The sequence below is a fragment of the Mycobacterium sp. genome (genome assembly GCF_049647605.1).
Classification (GTDB): domain Bacteria; phylum Actinomycetota; class Actinomycetes; order Mycobacteriales; family Mycobacteriaceae; genus Mycobacterium.
Genome location: NZ_JBARXZ010000220.1, coordinates 1 through 19,346, shown reverse-complemented (window position 1 = coordinate 19,346; position 19,346 = coordinate 1). Strand labels below are relative to the sequence as shown.

The following is a 19,346-nucleotide window of genomic DNA, read 5'->3' as shown; positions in this document are numbered from 1 at the left end:
GTGCTGGACTCGCGGATGGCCACGGCGCGCTACGGCGGCTATCTACGCTCGTCGCTGCCGCCGTTCTGGACGACCACCGATGCCGGCGCCGCCCGGCAGGCCCTGGCCCGGCTGCGCACCAGCCTGGACGCTTGAGCCACCAAAACCGGGATTCACTGGCACTATCCTGGCTACCACCCGGACCGCCCGCGCCACGAGAGGCAGCCCATGAGTCAGCGATGCTTGCGGGGTCTTGCTCTCGCCGCGGCCGCGCTGCTGCTGGCCGGGTGCACGACGATGCTGGAGGGGCAACCGGTCTCGGTGTTTGCCGACCCGTTCCGGGTGGCGGGGATGGAGGCGGTGGACGGGCCCACCGGGTTGCGGTCAGACGCCCCGGCGCCCACCCGCGAAGTCGAAGGCACTGACGGCGGCCAGATCGACGAGATCTCCGCCCAGTCCATCACCGACATCGAGGATTACTGGGGCGGTGTCTTCAGCGACACCTTTCCCGGCGAATTCAATCCGGTCTCCGCCCTGGTCTCCTGGGATCCCGCCGACTATGACGGGGTGTTCTGCGATATCGAGACCTTCGGATTCTCCAACGCCGGATTCTGCTCGCTGGACCGTTCCATCGGATGGGACCGTGGCCGGATGATGCCGGCGCTGCAACGCGCCAACGGCGACATGGGGATCACGATGGTGCTGGCCCACGAGTACGGCCACTCCATTCAGCGGCAGGCTCGGCTGAACAAGCGGGGCACCCCGGTGCTCGTCGCCGAACAGCAGGCCGACTGTTTTGCCGGTTCCTATCTGCGCTGGGTGGCCGAGGGCAACTCGCCGCGATTCACCCTCAGCACCGGCGACGGATTGAACAATGTGCTGGCCAGCATGATCTTGTTCCGAGACCCGGTGCTGTCCGAGGACGACGTCTACAGCAGCGGCGGCGACGAGCACGGCTCGGCGTTCGAGCGGATCTCGGCATTCCAGTTCGGATTCACCGACGGGCCGAGCGCGTGCGCAGCGATCGACGTCGCCGAGGTGGAACAGCGTCGCGGTGAGCTGCCGGTGGAACTCCAAGGTGGCCAGACCGGCGAATGGGCCGTGTCGCAGGATTCGGTGCGCGCCATCGTCGATGCGATGACGATCCTCTTCGAGCCCGAGAACCCGCCGGTGCTCAGCTTCGACGCCGCGTCGGCCGCCGACTGCGCCGACGCCCGTCAGAGCCCCCCGGTGTCCTACTGCCCGGCGACCAACACGATCATCGTGGATCTGCCGGCGCTCGAGGACATCGGCACCGCCAACGAGCAGGACCGGTTCTCGGCGGTGCTGACCGGCGACAACACCGCCTACTCGCTGGTGATGTCGCGGTACATGATGGCCGTTCAGCACGAACACGGCGGACTGGTGCTCAACAGCGCGACGGCGGGGCTGCGGACGGCCTGCCTGACGGGCGTGGCCACCACCAAGCTCACCAAGCAGGTCAAGACCCCGGACGGCAACACCGTCGCGCTGACCGCCGGGGACCTCGACGAGGCGGTGGCCGGGCTGCTCACCAACGGGCTGGCCGCCGGCGATGTCAACGGTGAGCCGGTGCCCGCCGGGTTCTCCCGGATCGACGCGTTCCGCGTCGGGGTGCTCGGAGACACGGACCGCTGCCTGCGCCGCTTCCCCTGACCCCCTCATGCCGAGCGCGCGTGTCCGTACGCGACACGCCGCGGGTTCACGTACAACAGCGTGCGCTCGCGGGGGTCTTGGGGTGCGCCGCCCCACGCCTACAGCGGCAGCCGCAACACGTACCCGGATTCCAGCGCCACCCACGGGGTGCCCTCGGCGTCGACGGCCAGGCCGTGCGGCTCACTTCCGGGCGGCAGGTCGAACGTGACGATCTCGCCGTCGGCGCTGACGCGGGCCACCTGGTCGGCACCCCACAGACTCACCCAGACCCCGCCGGCCAGATCCGCGACCACACCGTGCGGTTTCCCCGGCAGATCGATCTCCTGGATGGCATCACCCATCGGGATGCGGCCGAGCTTCTCGGCCCGGATGGCGGTGAACCACACCGCATCGTCATGGGTGGCGGTGATCCCGACCGGACCGGCGTTGGGGGTGGGCAGGTCGCGCACCGTCGTCGCACCGGTGCGCGCGTCCAACCGGACCACCGCACTGCGCTCATTGAGCGTGCACCACAGCGCGTGGTCGGGACCTGCGACGATCATCGACGGCCGCCCGCGCACCCGGTACTCGTCGGTGACGTGTCCATCCGTGCTGAGCCGACCGATGGTACCCAGCGCCATCGTGGTGAACCACAAAGCCCCATCCGGGCCGGCCGTCAAACCGAAAGGCTCACTACCAGAAGTCAATTCAACAAACGACAGCTCGCCTGCAGCAGTGCAGCGACCGATCCGGTCGGTACCGGTACACGTGAACCACATCGCGCCGTCCGGGCCTGCGGTGATCACCGACGGCCTGGCATCCGGCGCAATGGTGAAGACCGTCGACTCCCCGGATTCGGTGATCCGCGCGATCGCCCCGCCGTGCACCAGCGTCACCCACATCGACCCGTCTGCCGCCGGTGCCAGCGCGTACGGTCCGCCGTCGAGCTTGACGGTCAGCGCGCGGCTCACGCGAGGCTGACCAGACCGAGCTCGTTGTCGCCGGCCAACAACCCGTTGTGCGGCAGCACCCGCACCGTGTAGCCGACCGATCCGGCCACCGGCAGTGGGGTGGTCGTGGTGAACGTCGCAACGGCGTCGGCACCATCACCGGAGCTGCCGACGTAGTTCATCACCACCGTGACGGCATTCTGCAGGACATCACCGGCGTCGACCCGGCCCAGGACGGCCTGCACCACCACGTCATCGGGCCGAAGTCCGGCCAACTGCACCACCGCGGTGAGGGTGAGCCGCGAGCCCAACAGCGGGGTGTCGGGCAGCCCGCTGCTGTCGACATCGGTGATGACAACCTTCGGCCAGGCCTGCTGGACCCGTCGGCGGTAGTCGGTCAGTTCGCGGGCTGTGCCGAATTTGTCACCGTCGGCCGGTGCGAGGGTGCGCCGCACCGACTCCGCGGCCGGCCGGTAGTACTGCTGGGTGTAGTCGGTCACCATGCGCGATGCCAGCACCTTCGGCCCGAGCGCCTGCAAGGTGTGGCGCACCATCTCGACCCACCGCACCGGCACCCCGGAGCCATCGCGGTCGTAGAACTTCGGCGTCACAGCTTCGTCGAGTAGCCGGTACAGCGCGGCGGCCTCGAGATCGTCGCGGCGGTTCTCGTCGGTGATCCCGTCGGCGGTGGGGATGGCCCAGCCGTTCTCGCCGTCGAACCACTCGTCCCACCAGCCGTCGCGGATCGACAGGTTCAGTCCGCCGTTGAGGGCGCTCTTCATCCCGGATGTCCCACACGCCTCCAACGGGCGCAGCGGATTGTTCAGCCAGACGTCGCAGCCCCAGTAGAGCAGCCGTGCCATCGACATGTCGTAGTCGGGCAGGAAGGCGATCCGGTGCCGCACCTCGGGACGGTCGGCGAACCGAACCACCTGCTGGATCAGCGCCTTGCCGCCGTCGTCGGCGGGATGGGACTTTCCTGCCACGATCAACTGCACGGGTCGGTGCTCGTCGAGCAGCAGCTTCTCCAGGCGGTCCGGATCACGCAGCATCAACGTCAGCCGTTTGTATGTCGGAACGCGGCGAGCGAACCCGATGGTCAGCACGTCGGGATCGAATGCCGTTGCGATCCAGCCCAGCTCGGCTTCGGATGCGCCGCGCTCCAGCCAGGAGCGCCGCAGCCGGGCGCGAACATCGGAGACCAGCAGTGCACGCAGCTGCGACCGGATCCACCACAGGTGCCCGGGGTCGACCTCCCTGAGCCGGTGCCAGGTCTCGGGTTCGCTCAGCGCACCGAGATCGTCGCTGCCCAGTAGCTCGCGGCCCAGCTCCAGCCACTGCGGAGCCGCCCAGGTGGGACCGTGCACACCGTTGGTGATCGAGCCGATCGGCACCTCGTGCGAGTCGAAGCCGGGCCACAGGTCGCTGAACATCTCCCGGCTGACCCGGCCGTGGAGCAGCGACACCCCGTTGGCCCGTTGTGCCAGCCGCAGACCCATGTGGGCCATGTTGAACTTGGCCGGGTCGTCCTCGGCTCCGAAGTCGACGATCTTCTCCAGTGACACCCCGGGCAGCAACGGCTCGGCCACGTCGTCGGCGAAGTAGCGGCGCACCATGTCGACCGGGAACCGGTCGATTCCGGCAGGTACCGGCGTGTGGGTGGTGAACACCGTGCTGGCCCGCACCACTGTCAGCGCGGTGTCGAAGTCCAGGCCCGACCCGGTGATGTACTCGCGGATCCGTTCGGCCCCCAGGAAACCGGCGTGCCCCTCGTTCATGTGGAACACCTCGGGCGCCGGCAGGCCTTCGATCCGGGTGTAGGCACGGATGGCACGAACACCGCCGATGCCGGCGAGTATCTCCTGCTTGATCCGGTGTTCCTGATCCCCGCCGTAGAGCCGGTCGGTGGTGGCGCGCAGGTCGTGGTCGTTCTCCGGGATGTCGGAGTCCAGCAGTAGCAGCGGCACGCGACCCACCTGGGCGATCCACACCCGGGCGTGCAGCTTCGCCCCGTCCGGCAGCGCCAGCGAGACCAGCACGGGGGTGCCGTCGGCTTCGGTGAGCAACCGAAGCGGCAGACCGGCGGGATCCAGTGGTGGGTAGTTCTCGTGCTGCCAACCGTCGGGGGTCAGCGACTGCCGGAAGTAGCCGGAGCGGTAGTACAGGCCGACCGCGATCAGCGGCAAGCCGAGATCCGACGCGGATTTGAGGTGGTCGCCGGCCAGGATTCCCAGGCCGCCGGAATAGTTCGGCAGCACCTCGGCCACCCCGAACTCCATCGAGAAGTACGCGATGCCCGCCGGCATGGCACTGTGTTCGGTCTGCTCCTGGTACCACAACGGCCTGCTCAGATAGTTGCGCAGATCCGCCGACAGCGCGTCCAGCCTGCCCAGGAACGCCTCGTCGGTGGCCAGTTCGTCGAGCCGGGCCGGGGCCACGTGCCCCAACAGGGCCACCGGATCTGCACCGAACCGCGACCACAGCTCTCCGTCGATGGCCGCGAACAGATCCTGGGTGGGTTTGTGCCATGACCAGCGCAAGTTCACCGAAAGCTCTTGCAGGGCCGCCAACCGGTCGGGCAGATGGGCACGGACGGTGAATCGTCGGAGGGCCTTCACAATTCCCAACCTTACTGAGCAGGCGAGCCCATTCCGAGGGCCGCGGAACCGGCGGTCACGAAACTGGCCGGAACCCATCCCAAGACTGGAACGCCGGTATCAATCCGTGGCGCAACATCCCCCGGCGCCACCGTGGCCACTACGGTTGAGGACGACGCGAAGTGGTTAACCGAAGTACCAGGCAAGACGAGAAGACGGCAATTTCACCGCGCGGATTCACCCCCGCGCCCTAAACGCCATTGAGGAGAACTCCGGGTGCCCGGTCGCATCGAGATCGACGACGTCCAGCCCGTCATATCCGGCGGGAGATTTCCGGCCAAAGCGGTGGTCGGGGAGGTTGTGCCCGTCTGCGCCGCGGTGTGGCGCGAAGGCCACGACGCGGTGGCCGCCACCTTGGTGGTGCGCTATCACGGCACCTCGTACCCCCAGTTGGTCACCGGACCGACTCCCAGTGGTCCGCCCGTCGAGCCCATCCCCATCGAGCAGGTGATTTCACCGTCGCCCCGCATCAAACCCCAGCGACTTTCGATGGCGGTCGGACGCACGCCCGATGTCTTCCACGGCTGTTTCACCCCGGACGCGGTCGGACTGTGGACGTTCCGGGTGGACGGCTGGGGAGATCCCATCGCCACCTGGCGCAAAGCCGTCACCGCAAAGCTCGAAGTCGGCCAAACCGAAGCCGAGCTGTCCAATGATCTGCTGATCGGAGCCCGGCTGTTGGAGCGGGCGGCCGCCGGGGTGTCCCGCCAAGAGCGCTATCCGCTCATCGACGCGGCCGCCCGGCTGCGTGAGCCCGGTGATCCGCTCACCCGGGCGAGCGCGGCGCTGTCCCCGGAGGTGGCTGCGCTGCTCGCGGAGTATCCGCTGCGGGAGCTGTTGACCCGCGGCGAGCAGTACGGGGTGTGGGTGGACCGACCACGGGCCCGTTTCGCCTCCTGGTATGAGTTCTTCCCACGCTCCACCGGCGGTTGGGACGCCGACGGCAACCCGGTCCACGGAACCTTCGCCACCTCTATGAAGGCGCTGCCGCGTATCGCCGAGATGGGCTTCGACGTGGTGTATCTCCCGCCCATTCATCCGATCGGCCAGGTGCACCGCAAGGGACGCAACAACACCGTCACCGCGGCCCCCGGAGACGTGGGTTCGCCGTGGGCGATCGGCAGCGACGAGGGCGGCCACGACGCTGTTCACCCGGAACTCGGGACGCTGCAGGATTTCGACGAATTCGTGGCCGCCACCAACGATCTCGGCATGGAGGTGGCACTCGACCTGGCGTTGCAATGCGCCCCGGACCACCCGTGGGCCAAAGACCACCGGCAGTGGTTCACCGTGCTGCCCGACGGGACCATCGCCTACGCCGAGAATCCACCGAAGAAGTACCAGGACATCTACCCTGTCAACTTCGACAATGATCCCGCCGGGATCTACAACGAAGTGCTGCGCGTTGTCCTGCACTGGGTCAGCCACGGAGTCAAGATCTTTCGGGTCGACAATCCGCACACCAAGCCACCGGACTTCTGGGCCTGGCTGATCGGCCAGGTCAAGAACATCGATCCTGATGTGCTGTTCCTGGCCGAGGCCTTCACCCGCCCGGCACGGTTGTATGGATTGGCCCGGCTGGGTTTCACCCAGTCCTACAGCTACTTCACCTGGCGCACCGCAAAATGGGAGATCACCGAGTTCGGCGAGCAGATCGCCGAACGCGCCGACGAGGCACGGCCGAACCTGTTCGTCAACACTCCGGACATCCTGCACGAGAGCCTGCAGCACGGCGGTCCGGGCATGTTCGCCATCCGGGCGGTTCTGGCGGCGACGATGAGCCCCTTGTGGGGGATGTACTCGGGCTTCGAACTGTTCGAGCACCGTGCGGTACGCGAGGGCAGCGAGGAGTATCTCGACTCGGAGAAGTACGAACTGCGCCCCCGCGATTTCGAGGCAGCGCTGCGCGCCGGCCAGTCGCTGGAGCCGTTCATCGCCCGACTCAACGAGATCCGGCACCTGCACCCGGCGTTGAGCCAGATACGCAACATCGAGTTCCACCACATCGACAACGACGCGCTGCTGGCCTACAGCAAGTTCGATCCCACCACCGGAGACACCGTGTTGGTGGTGGTCACGTTGAACTCCTTCGGCCCCGAGGACGGCACCCTGTATTTGGACATGGCCGCCCTGGGTATGGAGAACTACGACCGGTTCTGGGTCCGCGACGAGATCACCGGAGAGGAATATCAATGGGGTCAGGCGAACTACGTCCGCATCGACCCGGCCAGGGCCGTCGCCCACGTTCTGAACATGCCGAACATTGCGCCCGAGAAGCGTGCGCCACTGCTGCGGCGCGAGTGAAAGGAGCGTCTCTGTGACCCGAACAGGACCCCCGAAAGAAGTCTCCACCAAGTATTTGGCTCCCGACCCGGCCGATCTGCATCGGCTGATGTCGGGCAACCATCACGACCCGCATTCCGTGCTGGGTGCTCACGAGTACGGCGACCACACCGTCATCCGGGCGCTACGCCCGCATGCCACCGGCGTGGTAGCACTCATCGGTGGCGTGCGATATGCGTTGCAGCACATCGACTCTGGCCTCTTCGCCGTAGCGGTGCCGTTCACCGGCCTGATCGACTACCGCTTGGAGGTCAGCTACCAGTCCGCTGACGGTGGCGTCGACACCCATGTGATGGCCGATGCGTATCGGTTCCTGCCGACGCTCGGCGAGGTGGACCTGCACCTGTTCGCCGAGGGCCGGCACGAACGGCTATGGGAGATCCTCGGCGCGCACCGGCGGTCCTTCACCACCGCCGACGGCACCGTCGACGGAGTCTCGTTTGCGGTCTGGGCGCCGAACGCTCGGGGCGTCAGCTTGGTTGGCGACTTCAACCACTGGGACGGCGGGTTGGCTCCGCTGCGGGTACTGGGGTCCACCGGTGTCTGGGAGTTGTTCTGGCCTGATTTTCCCGCAGACGGCCTGTACAAATACCGGATCCACGGCGCCGATGGCAGCGTCACCGACCGTGCCGATCCGATGGCGTTTGCCACCGAGGTGCCGCCGCAGACCGCCTCCCGCGTGTTCACCAGCACCTACACCTGGTCCGACGACGACTGGATGACCCAGCGCGCCACCGTGAATCCGGTGTTCGAACCGATGAGCACCTACGAGGTGCACCTGGGTTCCTGGCGTCCCGGCCTGAGCTATCGCGAACTCGCCGACCAGCTCACCGACTATGTGGTCGAGCAGGGCTTCACCCACGTCGAGTTGCTGCCGGTGGCCGAGCACCCGTTCGGCGGATCCTGGGGCTACCAGGTGACGTCTTACTACGCGCCCTCGTCGCGGTTCGGCACTCCCGACGATTTCCGGTATCTCGTCGACCGGCTACATCAGGCCGGGGTCGGGGTGCTCGTCGACTGGGTGCCGGCTCACTTCCCCAAGGACGCCTGGGCGCTGGGCCGCTTCGACGGCACCCCGCTCTACGAGCACGGTGACCCGCACCGGGGCGAGCAGCTTGACTGGGGCACTTACGTTTTCGACTTCGGTCGGGCCGAGGTGCGTAACTTCCTGGTGGCCAATGCGCTGTACTGGCTCCAGGATTACCACATCGACGGCCTCCGGGTGGATGCCGTCGCCTCGATGCTGTATCTGGATTACTCACGCCCCGAGGGTGGTTGGACACCCAATGTGTACGGCGGCCGGGAGAATCTCGAAGCGGTGCAGTTCCTGCAGGAGATGAACGCCACCGTCCACAAGCTCACCCCGGGCATCGTCACGGTGGCCGAGGAGTCGACGTCGTGGCCCGGTGTCACCAGACCCACGAACATTGGCGGCCTGGGCTTTTCGATGAAGTGGAACATGGGCTGGATGAACGACACCCTGGGCTACATCAGTCGTGATCCGATCTACCGCAACTTCCACCACCACGAGATGACGTTCTCGATGCTGTACGCGTTCAGCGAGAACTACGTGCTGCCGATCAGCCACGACGAAGTTGTGCACGGCAAGGGCACGCTGTGGGGCCGGATGCCCGGCAACGATCACGTCAAGGCCGCAGGTCTGCGAAGTCTGCTCGCCTACCAGTGGTCCCACCCCGGGAAGCAGCTGCTGTTCATGGGCCAGGAGTTCGGCCAACGCGCCGAATGGTCCGAAGAGCGCGGGGTGGACTGGTTCCAGCTCGACGAGCACAGCTTCTCGACGGGGATCCAGACGCTGGTACGCGACCTCAATGGCATCTACCGCAGTCAGCCGGCGTTGTGGAGCCAGGACACCACACCGGAGGGCTATTCCTGGATCGACGCCAATGACTCCGGTAACAACGTGCTGAGCTTCCTGAGGTTCGGCAAGGACGGCTCTGCCATGGCGTGCGTGTTCAACTTCTCCGGCTCCGAGCACACCCACTATCAGCTCGGGCTGCCCTACGCCGGGCGCTGGCGCGAGATCCTCAACACCGACGCCGATGTCTACAACGGCGCCGGCGCCGGAAACATGGGCGGTGTGGAGGCCGTCGAGGCCCCGTGGCATGGCCGACCGGCCTCGACGGTGCTGGTGTTGCCGCCCAACTCAGCGTTGTGGCTGGTCCCCGAGTCTCAGTAGAGCGCGTTGGCCAGCTTGCGACGGCCGGTGATCACATCCGGGTCAGCGGGGTCGAAGAGATCGAACAATTCGATCAATCGGGTCCGCACCCGGGTGCGGTCGTCGCCGAACGTGCTCCGCACCAACGCGATCAGTCGGTCGAAGGCGGCGCTGACGTCCTGGCTGAGCACCAGCACGTCGGCGGCGGCGAAGGCCGCGTCGATATCGGTGGGCGCTGCGTCGGCCAGCGCAACGGCATTCTCCGGTTGTGTGGTGGCACGGGCCAGGAAGTCGATCTGGCGGACTGCACCCTTGGCTTCGGTGTGGGTGGGATCAGCGGTGAGGATCGCTTGATACGCCGCTTTGGCCGCCTCGAAGTCACCGGTCTCGAGATGCTGACGCGCCAGGGTCAGCGCCGGATCGACTACTTCTTCGGCCTCACCGTCGCCGCCGCCGCTGAGCTTCCCCGCTGTCGCGTTCAGTAGCGAATCGATCCACTGCCGCAGCTGCTCCGGCGGCTGTGAGCCCTGGAAGCTGGCCAGTGGTTGCCCGGCTGCCAGCGCCACCACGGTCGGTACCGCCTGGACGCCGAAGGCCTGGGCGATCTGCGGCGCGGTGTCCACGTCGACGGCGGTCAGCACCCACTTACCGGCGTCCTGGGTGGCCAGTTCGGCCAGTACCTCGATCAGCTGTGCCGAGGATTCACTGCGGGGTGTCCACAGCACGACAACTACGGGCACTTCGTTGGAGCGGACCAGCACTTCGGTTTCGAAGTTGGCGGTGGTCACCTCGGTCACCGCCCCGGCGGCCCCGGCTGGTCGAGGCGCAGCACCGCCGGCCGAACCGGCAGGCGGCTGCTGGGCCCGCTGTTTGAGGGCCGACAGATCAACGGCGCCGGCCATCGAGGCAGCGAAAGAGGCGGAGGCCGGCGCACCGGCCGAAGGACGCGGTCGAGTCACGCCCTCAAGTTTGTCACGTCGCCTCAGGTGCTGGGCGAGCCGGTCCGGCACCCGCCACACCGCTGGAGACACTGCTGGAAGCGCCCAGGCGATCGGTCTTGTCCGCCCATATGAGGAAGATCACACTGCCCATCGGGACGATGCTCCCCAGCAACGCCAGCAACCATGTCCAGACGCCCCATTTGAATGCGATACCGGCGAACAGCGCAGCGATCAGGAAGGCGATGAAGATCCCGCCGTGGATCGGGCCGAAGATCTTGACACCGATCTCCGTTTGGGGTGATCCCACGTATTTGAAAAACATCCCAGCCAGCAGACCGGCCCAGCTGAGCGCTTCCAGCAGGGCGATCAGCCGGAAGCGGCCAGCAGTGGTCCGCAAATCGTAAGCGCTTGTCATGGCGCCCATTCTGCCCGACGACGCACCTAGCTACTACGGTCCGTCGTACGAGTTCGCCCAGTAGCTCGCTCAGCCGGCGCGCAACACCAGCGCGTCACCCTGGCCGCCGGCACCACACAACGCGGCAACGGCGTAGCGGCCACCGGTGCGCTTGAGTTCCAGCGCCGCGTGCAGCGTGATCCGGGCGCCCGACATCCCGATGGGATGACCGACGGCGATGGCACCGCCATTGACGTTCACCTTGTCCAGCTCGACGCCGAGTTCCCGGGCCGAGGCCAGCGACACCGCGGCGAACGCCTCGTTGATCTCGATCACGTCGAGCTGATCAACCGAGATGCCTTCCCTGGCGATCGCCTTCTTGATGGCATTGGCGGGCTGGCTCTGCAGGGTGGAATCGGGACCGGCGACAACGCCGTGCGCACCGATCTCACACAGCCACTCCAGGCCCAGTTCTTCCGCCTTGGCCTTGCTCATGACCACCACGGCGCAGGCACCGTCGGAGATCTGCGAGGCCGACCCGGCGGTGATGGTGCCGTCCTTGCGGAATGCCGGGCGCAGGCTCGACAGCGATTCGGCGGTGGTGTTGGCGCGGATGCCCTCGTCCTCGGCGAACACGATCGGATCACCCTTGCGCTGCGGGATGGAGACCGGCACCACCTCATCGGCGAACACCCCGTCCTTCCATGCGGCAGCGGCACGCTGGTGGGAGATCGCAGCAAATTCGTCCTGCTCAGCGCGGGTGAATCGATCAACATCGTTGCGCAGTTCAGTCAGCGCGCCCATCGGCTGATCGGTGAACACGTCGTGCAGGCCGTCGTAGGCCAGATGGTCCAGCGCCGTCACATCGCCGTACTTGTACCCCGCCCGACTGTCGGTCAGCAGGTGCGGGGCCCTGGTCATGGACTCCTGCCCACCGGCGACCACGACCTCGAACTCGCCGGCCCGAATCAACTGGTCGGCCAAGGCAATTGCGTCGATTCCGGACAGGCACATCTTGTTGATCGTCAGCGCCGGGACATCCCAGCCGATACCCGCCGCCACCGCGGCCTGACGAGCCGGCATCTGCCCGGCGCCCGCGGTCAGCACCTGGCCCATGATCACGTAGTCCACGGCCGACGCGTCCACACCGGACTTCTCGAGCGCACCCTTGATCGCAACCGCGCCCAGATCCGAACCCGAGAAGCCCTTCAACGCGCCGGAGAGTTTGCCGATCGGAGTGCGGGCTCCAGCAACTATCACCGACGTCGTCATGAGGTCCTCCAAAGTGGATGTGAACGGCCAAACCGGCCGGGGGGCAGAAGCGAGTTGTCCATCTACAGGTTACCGTTACGTTATGACCACTGAGCAGGTAGATGCGCGATCGGCCCTGGCCACCACTGCTTCTTTCCCGTTGGTCACTGCGATCGACCACGTCGGCATCGCAGTCCCCGATCTGGCCGAGGCCAAGAAGTGGTACCACGACCACCTCGGCATGATCGTCCTCCACGAAGAAGTGAACGAGGAGCAGGGCATCGTCGAGGCGATGCTGTCCGTTCGCGGAGCCCCCAAGGGCAGCCCGCAGCTGCAGCTCATGGCCCCGATCGACGACTCGTCGACGATAGCCAAGTTCCTCGACAAGCGCGGTCCCGGACTGCAACAGCTCGCCTACCGCACCAGTGATCTGGATGCGCTGTCCGAGCAACTCCGCGAGCAAGGTGTGCGCCTGCTCTACGACACACCGCGACGCGGCACTTCGAACTCGCGGATCAACTTCATCCACCCGAAAGACGCGGGCGGCGTACTCGTCGAATTGGTCGAGCCGGCGGCGGACTCGCACTAGCCAGCTGGACCAACGGCCTTGCGGGCCCGCGGTTCACCAGTTCATAGAGCTTTTCAGGACCACCGTCGTGTTGGACTGCGATTGCCCCGATTCGCCCAGCACGGCGTGTGCCAATGTCTGCGGTCGTCCACCGCATGCTCCCCCAGATCCGCCGGCCACACCACAACGTGTGCTGTCCCGGAACGTATTTCGTGATCGCACCCGGGGCATCGATAGGTCTTGGTGGCGCGGGCGCCGGCCACCTGCACCACCTGGTAGTCGTAGCCGTCGGGCCCGACCTCGATGCGGCGTGACGGTGGAAGCGGCTGAGCTGCCTGATGCCGTCGCCCCGGCGCCCGTTTCTTGCCCCTCACCGGCGGCCCGCATCCCAGAAGAGCCGCATCAGAACAGCCGATACTCGTCGCTGTCCATCCCACGCATCTGGTCGTAATCCAAGGTGAGGCAGCGGATCCCGCGATCGGTGGCCAGCGTCCGCGCCTGCGGCTTGATCTGCTGGGCGGCGAACACGCCGGCAACCGGGGCCAGGAGGGTGTCCCGGTTCAGCAACTCGAGGTAACGGGTGAGCTGCTCCACCCCGTCGATCTCTCCCCGGCGTTTGATCTCCACGGCCACCGAACGTCCCTGCTCGTCACGACACATCAGGTCCACCGGGCCGATCGCCGTCATGTATTCGCGGCGCACCAAGGTGTACCCCTCGCCCAGCAGCTCGACATGTTCGGCCAGCAAGGCCTGCAGATGAGCTTCGACGCCGTCCTTGACCAGACCCGGGTCGACGCCCAGCTCGTGGCTGGAGTCGTGCTCGAGCTCCTCGATGGTGATGCGCAGCTGTTCACCGGCTTTGTTCTCCACCACCCACACCGGATGCTCACCGTCGTCGTTCTCGGTGAGCCAGCACGGCGGGCTCATCCAGTTCAACGGTTTGTAGGCCCGGTCATCAGCGTGGATGCTGACCGAACCATCCGCTTTGATCAGCAGCAGTCGCCGAGCCGACGGCAGATGCGCGGTGAGGCGACCGAGGTAATCAACGGTGCACTGAGCAATGACAAGACGCACCCGATCCACCTTAGGGGGCACGGTCCACCCCTTAGGCTGGCGCCACCATGAAAGGCAACCAGACGCTGGCGCAGCGGCTCGGTCGAGTACTCGAAACGCTCACCCGTCAGAGCGGCCGGTTGCCAGCTGCCCCGGAGTACGGTTCCTGGCTGCTGGGCGGTGTCGCCGAGAGCCAGGGCCGCCGGCGGATCCGCATCCAGGTCATCCTGACCACGTTTGTCATCACCGCGAACCTGATCGGCATCGCCGTGGTGAGCCTGGTGGTGATGGTCGCCTTCCCCACCCCCAGCGTGTTCGAACCGGGGCTGAGCTGGATCACCTACGGCGTCGCACCCGCGTACATCGCCGGGTCGCTGGTGGTCGGTGTGTTCTGGGCCACCCGCCGCGTGATCAACAACGTGCGGTGGGCCATCGAGGAGCGGACGCCGACCCGCGACGACCAGCGCAACACCTTCTTCGCCCCCTGGCGACTCACCCGAGTGCTGCTCGCCCTGTGGGGAGCCGGAACGATTCTGCTGACCACTCTGTTCGGGCTGGCCGACAGTCACTTCATCCCGAAGTTCCTGCTGGGCATAAGTTTCAGCGGCATCGTGGTGTCGACGAGCTGTTATCTGTTCACCGAGTTCGCGCTGCGGCCGGTCGCCGCCCAGGCGCTCGAAGCCGGCCCACCACCGCGACGCATCGCCCCCGGCATCATGGGCCGCACCCTGCTGGTGTGGGCACTGGGTTCCGGGGTGCCGGTACTGGGAATCCTGCTGGCTGCCATCCTCATGCTCACCCTGCGCAACGCCACACCAACACAGTTCACCGTCGCCGTGATCATCCTGGCGTTGTTCGCGCTGATCTTCGGGTTCCTCCTGATGTGGATCCTGTCGTGGCTGACCGCTACCCCGCTCCGGGTGGTGCGGGCCGCACTCAACCAGGTGGAGCGCGGCAACCTCGACACCAACCTGGTGGTGTTCGACGGCACCGAACTGGGGCAGCTTCAGCGGGGCTTCAACTCGATGGTCACCGGTCTACGAGAGCGTGAACGGGTGCGAGACCTGTTCGGCCGCCACGTCGGTCGCGAAGTGGCGGCCGCCGCCGAACGCGAGCGCCCACAACTCGGTGGCGAAGAACGTCACGCTGCGGTGATCTTCGTCGACATCATCGGCTCCACCCAGCTGGTGACCGGCCGCCCGGCGGCCGAGGTGGTCGCCTTGCTCAACCGGTTCTTCGCGGTCATCGTCGACGAGGTCGACCGCCAGCAGGGCCTGCTCAACAAATTCGAGGGCGACGCCTGTCTGGCGGTGTTCGGAGCGCCCAACCGGCTCGACTCCCCGGAGGATGCGGCTCTGGCTGCCGCCAGGGCCATCGCGCGCCGGCTCGGCGACGAGGTGCCGGAATGTCAGGCCGGAATCGGTGTCGCCGCCGGGCAGGTGGTCGCCGGCAATGTGGGCGCCCATGAACGCTTCGAGTACACCGTGATCGGCGGGCCGGTCAACGAGGCCGCCCGGCTGTGTGAACTGGCCAAAACCGTGCCGGGGCGGCTGCTGGCCTCCTCCGACATCGTCGGAGGGGCCGGCAGAACCGAAGGGGCACAGTGGGCCCTCGGCGACACCGTGACGTTGCGCGGGCACGAGGAGCCCACCCGGCTGGCATCACCCGTCAAGATCTGAGCCGACGGGCAGCCGCCCCTCCTGCAGCCAGCGCTGCGCCTCCACGACCGCGTCCTCGATCGAGGTGAACGACACCGCGTCGAACTCGTGCTGCACGCGGATCACCGCGCCGTCGGGGTCGACCAGCAATCCCGTCTTACCCTGGTCTCGCAGCGCCGAACTCATACTCGCCAGCAGTTCCCGGGCCGGGTCGTTGATGGTGTCCAGACGCGAGACATCGAGCACCGCGACATCGAGGCGACCACACTCCCGGCTCACCGTGCGGAGCACCTGCTCGGCACCGGCGAACAGCAGGTCACCGTGAATTTCGTACACCCGCACGTTGTCGACGGGTTCGTAGACCGCCCGGATGGTCGAGCGGGACTCCCTGCTGACCGTCAGGAAGTGCAGTCCGAGACGACGAGAAAGACTGCGGCACACCAGCACTCCACGGACACTGTTGCCTTTGGCATCCAGGCGCGGCGAGTACACGCCGATACCCAGCTGGCCGGGCAGCACCGCCATGATGCCGCCGCCCACACCGCTCTTGGCGGGCAACCCCACCCCGGTCACCCAGTCACCGGCGGCGTCGTACATTCCGCACGTCACCATCACGCTCAGGGTCCGTTGCACCACGATGTTGTCGGTGACCCGCCGTCCGGTCATCGGGTTGACGCCGCCGCGGGCCAGCGTCGCCCCGATCCGCGCCAAGTCGGTGCTGGTGACCAGAAGGGAACACTGCCGGAAGTAGACGTCGAGCACCTCGTCGGGGTCACCGTCGAGGATGCCGAAGCTCTCCAGCATGTAGGCGATCGCCCGGTTGCGACTGCCGGTGGCCTTCTCGGACCGGTAGACCTGCTCGTCGAGCTGCAGCGACCGGCCGGCGCACGCGGAGTAGAAGTCGCGGATGCACTCGAAGCGTTCGTCGGCGTCCGCGCCTTGGATCAGCGAGACCGCCGCGATGGCGCCGGCGTTGATCATCGGGTTCTTGGGCGTCTTGGTGGTGCGATCGACGCTGATCTCGTTGAACGCCTCACCGGAGGGCTCGACCCCGATCCGGGCATCGACGGCGGCCTCACCCAACTGGTGCAGCGCCAACGCGTAGGTCAACGGTTTGGAGATCGATTGGATCGTGAATTCGGTTGCTGCATCGCCGGATTCATACACATGACCGTCCGCCGAGGACAGTGACATTCCGAAACCGTCGGGGTTGACGCCGGCCAGTTCGGGGATATAGGAGGCCAGCTCCCCTTCCGTGCATCCGGCGTGTTCCGCACAGATCTGGTCGAGGTAACGCTGCACCAACTCTGCCACCCAGCGATCGTAGCTGGCAGCAACCCCTCACCTCGCCGGTCGACGGCGCCCCAGCAGTCCCGCCGCTGCTTCGCGGCTCGACCCGTGCAGAACCCTGCCGGACTGTCGTGTCGGTTTTCCGCCAGCACTGTCGGCGGCGGGGTGTAATCGTGTAACCATGCACGCCGGCACACACCCCCCGATCGCGGACGACGTCGATCGCTGCTACCGCGCCGTGCAGGCCAAAGACCCCCGATTCGACGGATGGTTTGTCACGGCCGTACTGACCACGAAGATCTATTGCCGGCCCAGCTGCCCGGCCCGTCCGCCATTGGCCCAGAATGTCCGGTTCTTCAGCACCGCTGCCGCGGCGCAGCAGGCCGGCTTCCGCGCCTGCAAACGCTGCCGTCCCGATGCCTCACCAGGATCACCGGAGTGGAGTGTTCGCGACGACACCGTGGCCCGGGCCATGCGGCTGATTGCCGACGGCACCGTCGACCGCGACGGCGTGACCGGCCTGGCTGCCACGCTGGGCTATACCGCACGGCAGCTGGAGCGACTGCTCAACGCCGACGCCGGCGCCGGGCCATTGGCGCTGGCCCGGGCGCAGCGCGCCCAGACCGCCCGCATCCTGATCGAGACCACCAGCCTGCCCTTCGGTGACGTCGCCTTTGCCTCTGGCTTCGCCAGCGTCCGCCAGTTCAACGACACCGTTCGCGCAGTGTTCTCCACCACCCCCACCGAGCTGCGGCGACGGGTCGACACCGGAGCCGGCACTGTGGCGGCACCGGGCTACCTCTCCTTGCGGTTCGCCGTCCGCGAGCCGTTCAGCTTCGTGGGGGTGTTCGGGCATCTGAGCGCGACGGCTGTGCCCGGCTGTGAGGAGGTGCGCGACGGCGCCTATCGCCGGGTGCTTCGACTACCCCGCGGAAGCGGTATCGCCAGCCTCTCCCCGGCCCCAGATCATGTGCGGTGCACTCTGCACCTGGCCGACTTCCGCGACCTGTCTGCAGCCGTGGCCCGCTGTCGTCGGCTGCTCGACCTCGACGCCGACCCCGAGGCCATCGACACCGCGCTCAGTGAAGAACCGGCGCTGCAACCTCTGATCGCCAAAGCACCCGGGCAGCGCATCCCCCGAACCGTCGACGAGGACGAACTGGCGATCCGCGTCGTGTTGGGCCAACAGGTATCGACCAAGGCCGCCCGGACCCACGCGGCCCGGCTCGTCGTGAACTACGGCCAACCAGTCACCGACCCGGCCGGCGGTCTGACCCACACGTTCCCGGCGCCCGCCGAGCTTGCCGAACTGGACATGGCACACCTCGCCATGCCGACTTCGCGTCGGAAAACCGTCGTGACACTCATCGACGCACTGGCTACCGGTGATATCGCGCTGCACCCGGGGTGTGACTGGGAGCGGGCCCGCGAACAACTCCTGCAGCTGCCCGGGGTCGGCCCGTGGACCACCGAAGTGATCGCGATGCGCGGACTGGGTGATCCCGATGCCTTTCCCGCGACCGACCTCGGAGTTCGCGTTGCCGCCGAGCAGCTGGGGCTACCCACCACTGCCAACGACCTTCTGACACACAGCACTCGCTGGCGGCCCTGGCGTTCATATGCAACCCAGTATCTGTGGACATCTCTTGATCACGAGGTGAATCGGTGGCCACCCCAGGGCCCCGAACCAACGGCCTCCGAACCGAGCAGCGACGGCCGTCGTACCCGCAAGCCACGACCACCCCAGGCGACACCGTCGATAACAGAGGAACCAGCATGACCAGATACCGCATGATCGACAGCCCGATCGGCCCGCTGCGGCTCGCCGGACAGGGCCCGGTGCTCACCCATCTGCGCATGATGAACCAGACGTACGAACCCGACAGCGCCGACTGGACTCTCGACGACCGCGCTTTCCCGGATGTCGTCGAGCAATTGGCCGACTACTTCGCCGGCCGGCTCCAGTCCTTTGATGTTCGTATCCAGCTCGCCGGCACACCGTTCCAACAATCGGTTTGGGAAGCCCTGCGAAGCATCCCGTATGGCGAAACGAGGACCTATGGCGAAATTGCCCGACAAATAGGGAGCCCCACTGCTTTTCGGGCCGTCGGATTGGCAAATGGACACAATCCCATTGCCGTCATCGTGCCGTGCCATCGTGTTATCGGCGCCAATGGCAATCTCACCGGATTTGGCGGCGGGCTGGACCGGAAGAGCACATTGTTGAATCTCGAGAAGACCACATCGAGTTTCACGCTGTTTGATTGATGATTCGACGGCGAGAATGGGATTGTTTGTGGGGTGGTGGTGAAATAGAAATACCCCCCACCAGTGGTGGGGGGTATTTCTAATGTGTGTTCGGCGGTGTCCTACTTTTCCACCCTTTTGGGTAGTATCATCGGCGCTGACAGGCTTAGCTTCCGGGTTCGGGAT

At 66.5% G+C, this 19,346-nt stretch carries 16 protein-coding genes; 8 read left to right on the top strand and 8 right to left on the bottom strand.

Features of this window, described 5'->3' with window-relative positions; all coding sequences use genetic code 11:
* Together WBB07_RS27155 and WBB07_RS27150 are read left to right on the top strand one after the other, a co-directional pair.
* Nucleotides 1-135 (top strand): hypothetical protein (locus WBB07_RS27155; RefSeq protein ID WP_526312442.1); only part of this gene is annotated, 135 nt, incomplete at its 5' end.
* A 72-nt stretch (nt 136-207) separates the two neighbouring features.
* Nucleotides 208-1,653 (top strand): neutral zinc metallopeptidase, encoded by a 1,446-nt coding sequence (locus WBB07_RS27150; protein ID WP_526312436.1) that lies wholly within the window; start codon nt 208-210, stop codon nt 1,651-1,653.
* A gap of 98 nt (nt 1,654-1,751) precedes the next feature.
* Here the strand turns inward: WBB07_RS27150 and WBB07_RS27145 are convergent, their stop codons facing one another.
* Both WBB07_RS27145 and WBB07_RS27140 read right to left on the bottom strand, forming a co-directional pair.
* Nucleotides 1,752-2,603, bottom strand: coding sequence for a Vgb family protein (locus WBB07_RS27145; protein WP_526312434.1), 852 nt, complete (start codon nt 2,601-2,603; stop codon nt 1,752-1,754).
* Complete coding sequence (locus WBB07_RS27140) at nt 2,600-5,200, bottom strand: glycosyltransferase family 1 protein (RefSeq protein WP_526312432.1); 2,601 nt, start codon at nt 5,198-5,200, stop codon at nt 2,600-2,602. The genes WBB07_RS27145 and WBB07_RS27140 overlap by 4 nt, the downstream gene beginning before the upstream one ends.
* Before the next feature lie 255 nt (nt 5,201-5,455).
* On the opposite strand from WBB07_RS27140, the gene WBB07_RS27135 reads away from it, so the two are divergent.
* Both WBB07_RS27135 and glgB read left to right on the top strand, forming a co-directional pair.
* On the top strand, nt 5,456-7,543 hold the full coding sequence (locus WBB07_RS27135) for a maltotransferase domain-containing protein (protein WP_526312430.1): 2,088 nt from the start codon (nt 5,456-5,458) through the stop codon (nt 7,541-7,543).
* Nucleotides 7,544-7,556: 13 nt separating this feature from the next.
* Nucleotides 7,557-9,779, top strand: coding sequence for a 1,4-alpha-glucan branching protein GlgB (gene glgB / locus WBB07_RS27130; protein ID WP_526312428.1), 2,223 nt, complete (start codon nt 7,557-7,559; stop codon nt 9,777-9,779).
* Here glgB and WBB07_RS27125 read toward each other — a convergent pair.
* From WBB07_RS27125 to WBB07_RS27115, 3 genes are read right to left on the bottom strand one after another with little or no spacing between them, the layout of a single operon-like run.
* On the bottom strand, nt 9,773-10,717 hold the full coding sequence (locus tag WBB07_RS27125) for a tetratricopeptide repeat protein (RefSeq protein WP_526312427.1): 945 nt from the start codon (nt 10,715-10,717) through the stop codon (nt 9,773-9,775). The two genes, glgB and WBB07_RS27125, sit on opposite strands and share 7 nt — an antisense overlap.
* A gap of 13 nt (nt 10,718-10,730) precedes the next feature.
* A complete protein-coding gene (locus WBB07_RS27120; RefSeq protein WP_526312425.1) occupies nt 10,731-11,123 on the bottom strand; it encodes a DUF3817 domain-containing protein in 393 nt (130 codons plus the stop codon).
* A gap of 60 nt (nt 11,124-11,183) precedes the next feature.
* Nucleotides 11,184-12,365, bottom strand: a complete 1,182-nt coding sequence (locus WBB07_RS27115; RefSeq protein WP_526312423.1) for a thiolase family protein — start codon at nt 12,363-12,365, stop codon at nt 11,184-11,186.
* Nucleotides 12,366-12,447: 82 nt separating this feature from the next.
* Here WBB07_RS27115 and mce point away from each other — a divergent pair, with 82 nt between their 5' ends.
* Nucleotides 12,448-12,933, top strand: a complete 486-nt coding sequence (mce, locus tag WBB07_RS27110) for a methylmalonyl-CoA epimerase (RefSeq protein ID WP_526312421.1) — start codon at nt 12,448-12,450, stop codon at nt 12,931-12,933.
* 53 nt (nt 12,934-12,986) lie between these two features.
* Here mce and WBB07_RS27105 read toward each other — a convergent pair whose 3' ends face one another.
* Nucleotides 12,987-13,217, bottom strand: a complete 231-nt coding sequence (locus tag WBB07_RS27105) for an Rv1322 family protein (protein WP_526312440.1) — start codon at nt 13,215-13,217, stop codon at nt 12,987-12,989.
* Nucleotides 13,218-13,314: 97 nt separating this feature from the next.
* Nucleotides 13,315-13,986, bottom strand: coding sequence for an endonuclease NucS (nucS, locus tag WBB07_RS27100; RefSeq protein ID WP_526312419.1), 672 nt, complete (start codon nt 13,984-13,986; stop codon nt 13,315-13,317).
* Between the two features lie 47 nt (nt 13,987-14,033).
* Between nucS and WBB07_RS27095 the strand changes: the two genes are divergently transcribed.
* On the top strand, nt 14,034-15,644 hold the full coding sequence (locus WBB07_RS27095) for an adenylate/guanylate cyclase domain-containing protein (protein WP_526312417.1): 1,611 nt from the start codon (nt 14,034-14,036) through the stop codon (nt 15,642-15,644).
* Here WBB07_RS27095 and glsA read toward each other — a convergent pair.
* Nucleotides 15,627-16,937, bottom strand: coding sequence for a glutaminase A (gene glsA, locus WBB07_RS27090; protein WP_526312415.1), 1,311 nt, complete (start codon nt 16,935-16,937; stop codon nt 15,627-15,629). The two genes, WBB07_RS27095 and glsA, sit on opposite strands and share 18 nt — an antisense overlap.
* A 181-nt stretch (nt 16,938-17,118) precedes the next feature.
* Between glsA and WBB07_RS27085 the strand changes: the two genes are divergently transcribed.
* Both WBB07_RS27085 and WBB07_RS27080 read left to right on the top strand, forming a co-directional pair.
* Entirely contained in the window at nt 17,119-18,693 is a 1,575-nt protein-coding gene (locus WBB07_RS27085; RefSeq protein WP_526312438.1) for an AlkA N-terminal domain-containing protein, read from the top strand.
* Complete coding sequence (locus WBB07_RS27080) at nt 18,690-19,181, top strand: methylated-DNA--[protein]-cysteine S-methyltransferase (RefSeq protein WP_526312413.1); 492 nt, start codon at nt 18,690-18,692, stop codon at nt 19,179-19,181. Before WBB07_RS27085 ends, WBB07_RS27080 begins: the two co-directional genes overlap by 4 nt.
* Nucleotides 19,182-19,346 lie beyond the last annotated feature (165 nt).

Excerpts from the sequence above, each read along its gene's own strand:
- WBB07_RS27115 (WP_526312423.1), bottom strand. The coding sequence starts at position 12,365 with ATGACGACGTCGGTGATAGTTGCTGGAGCCCGCACTCCGATCGGCAAA.
- WBB07_RS27150 (WP_526312436.1), top strand. The coding sequence starts at position 208 with ATGAGTCAGCGATGCTTGCGGGGTCTTGCTCTCGCCGCGGCCGCGCTG.
- WBB07_RS27080 (WP_526312413.1), top strand. The coding sequence starts at position 18,690 with ATGACCAGATACCGCATGATCGACAGCCCGATCGGCCCGCTGCGGCTC.
- mce (WP_526312421.1), top strand. The coding sequence starts at position 12,448 with ATGACCACTGAGCAGGTAGATGCGCGATCGGCCCTGGCCACCACTGCT.
- WBB07_RS27095 (WP_526312417.1), top strand. The coding sequence starts at position 14,034 with ATGAAAGGCAACCAGACGCTGGCGCAGCGGCTCGGTCGAGTACTCGAA.
- WBB07_RS27120 (WP_526312425.1), bottom strand. The coding sequence starts at position 11,123 with ATGGGCGCCATGACAAGCGCTTACGATTTGCGGACCACTGCTGGCCGC.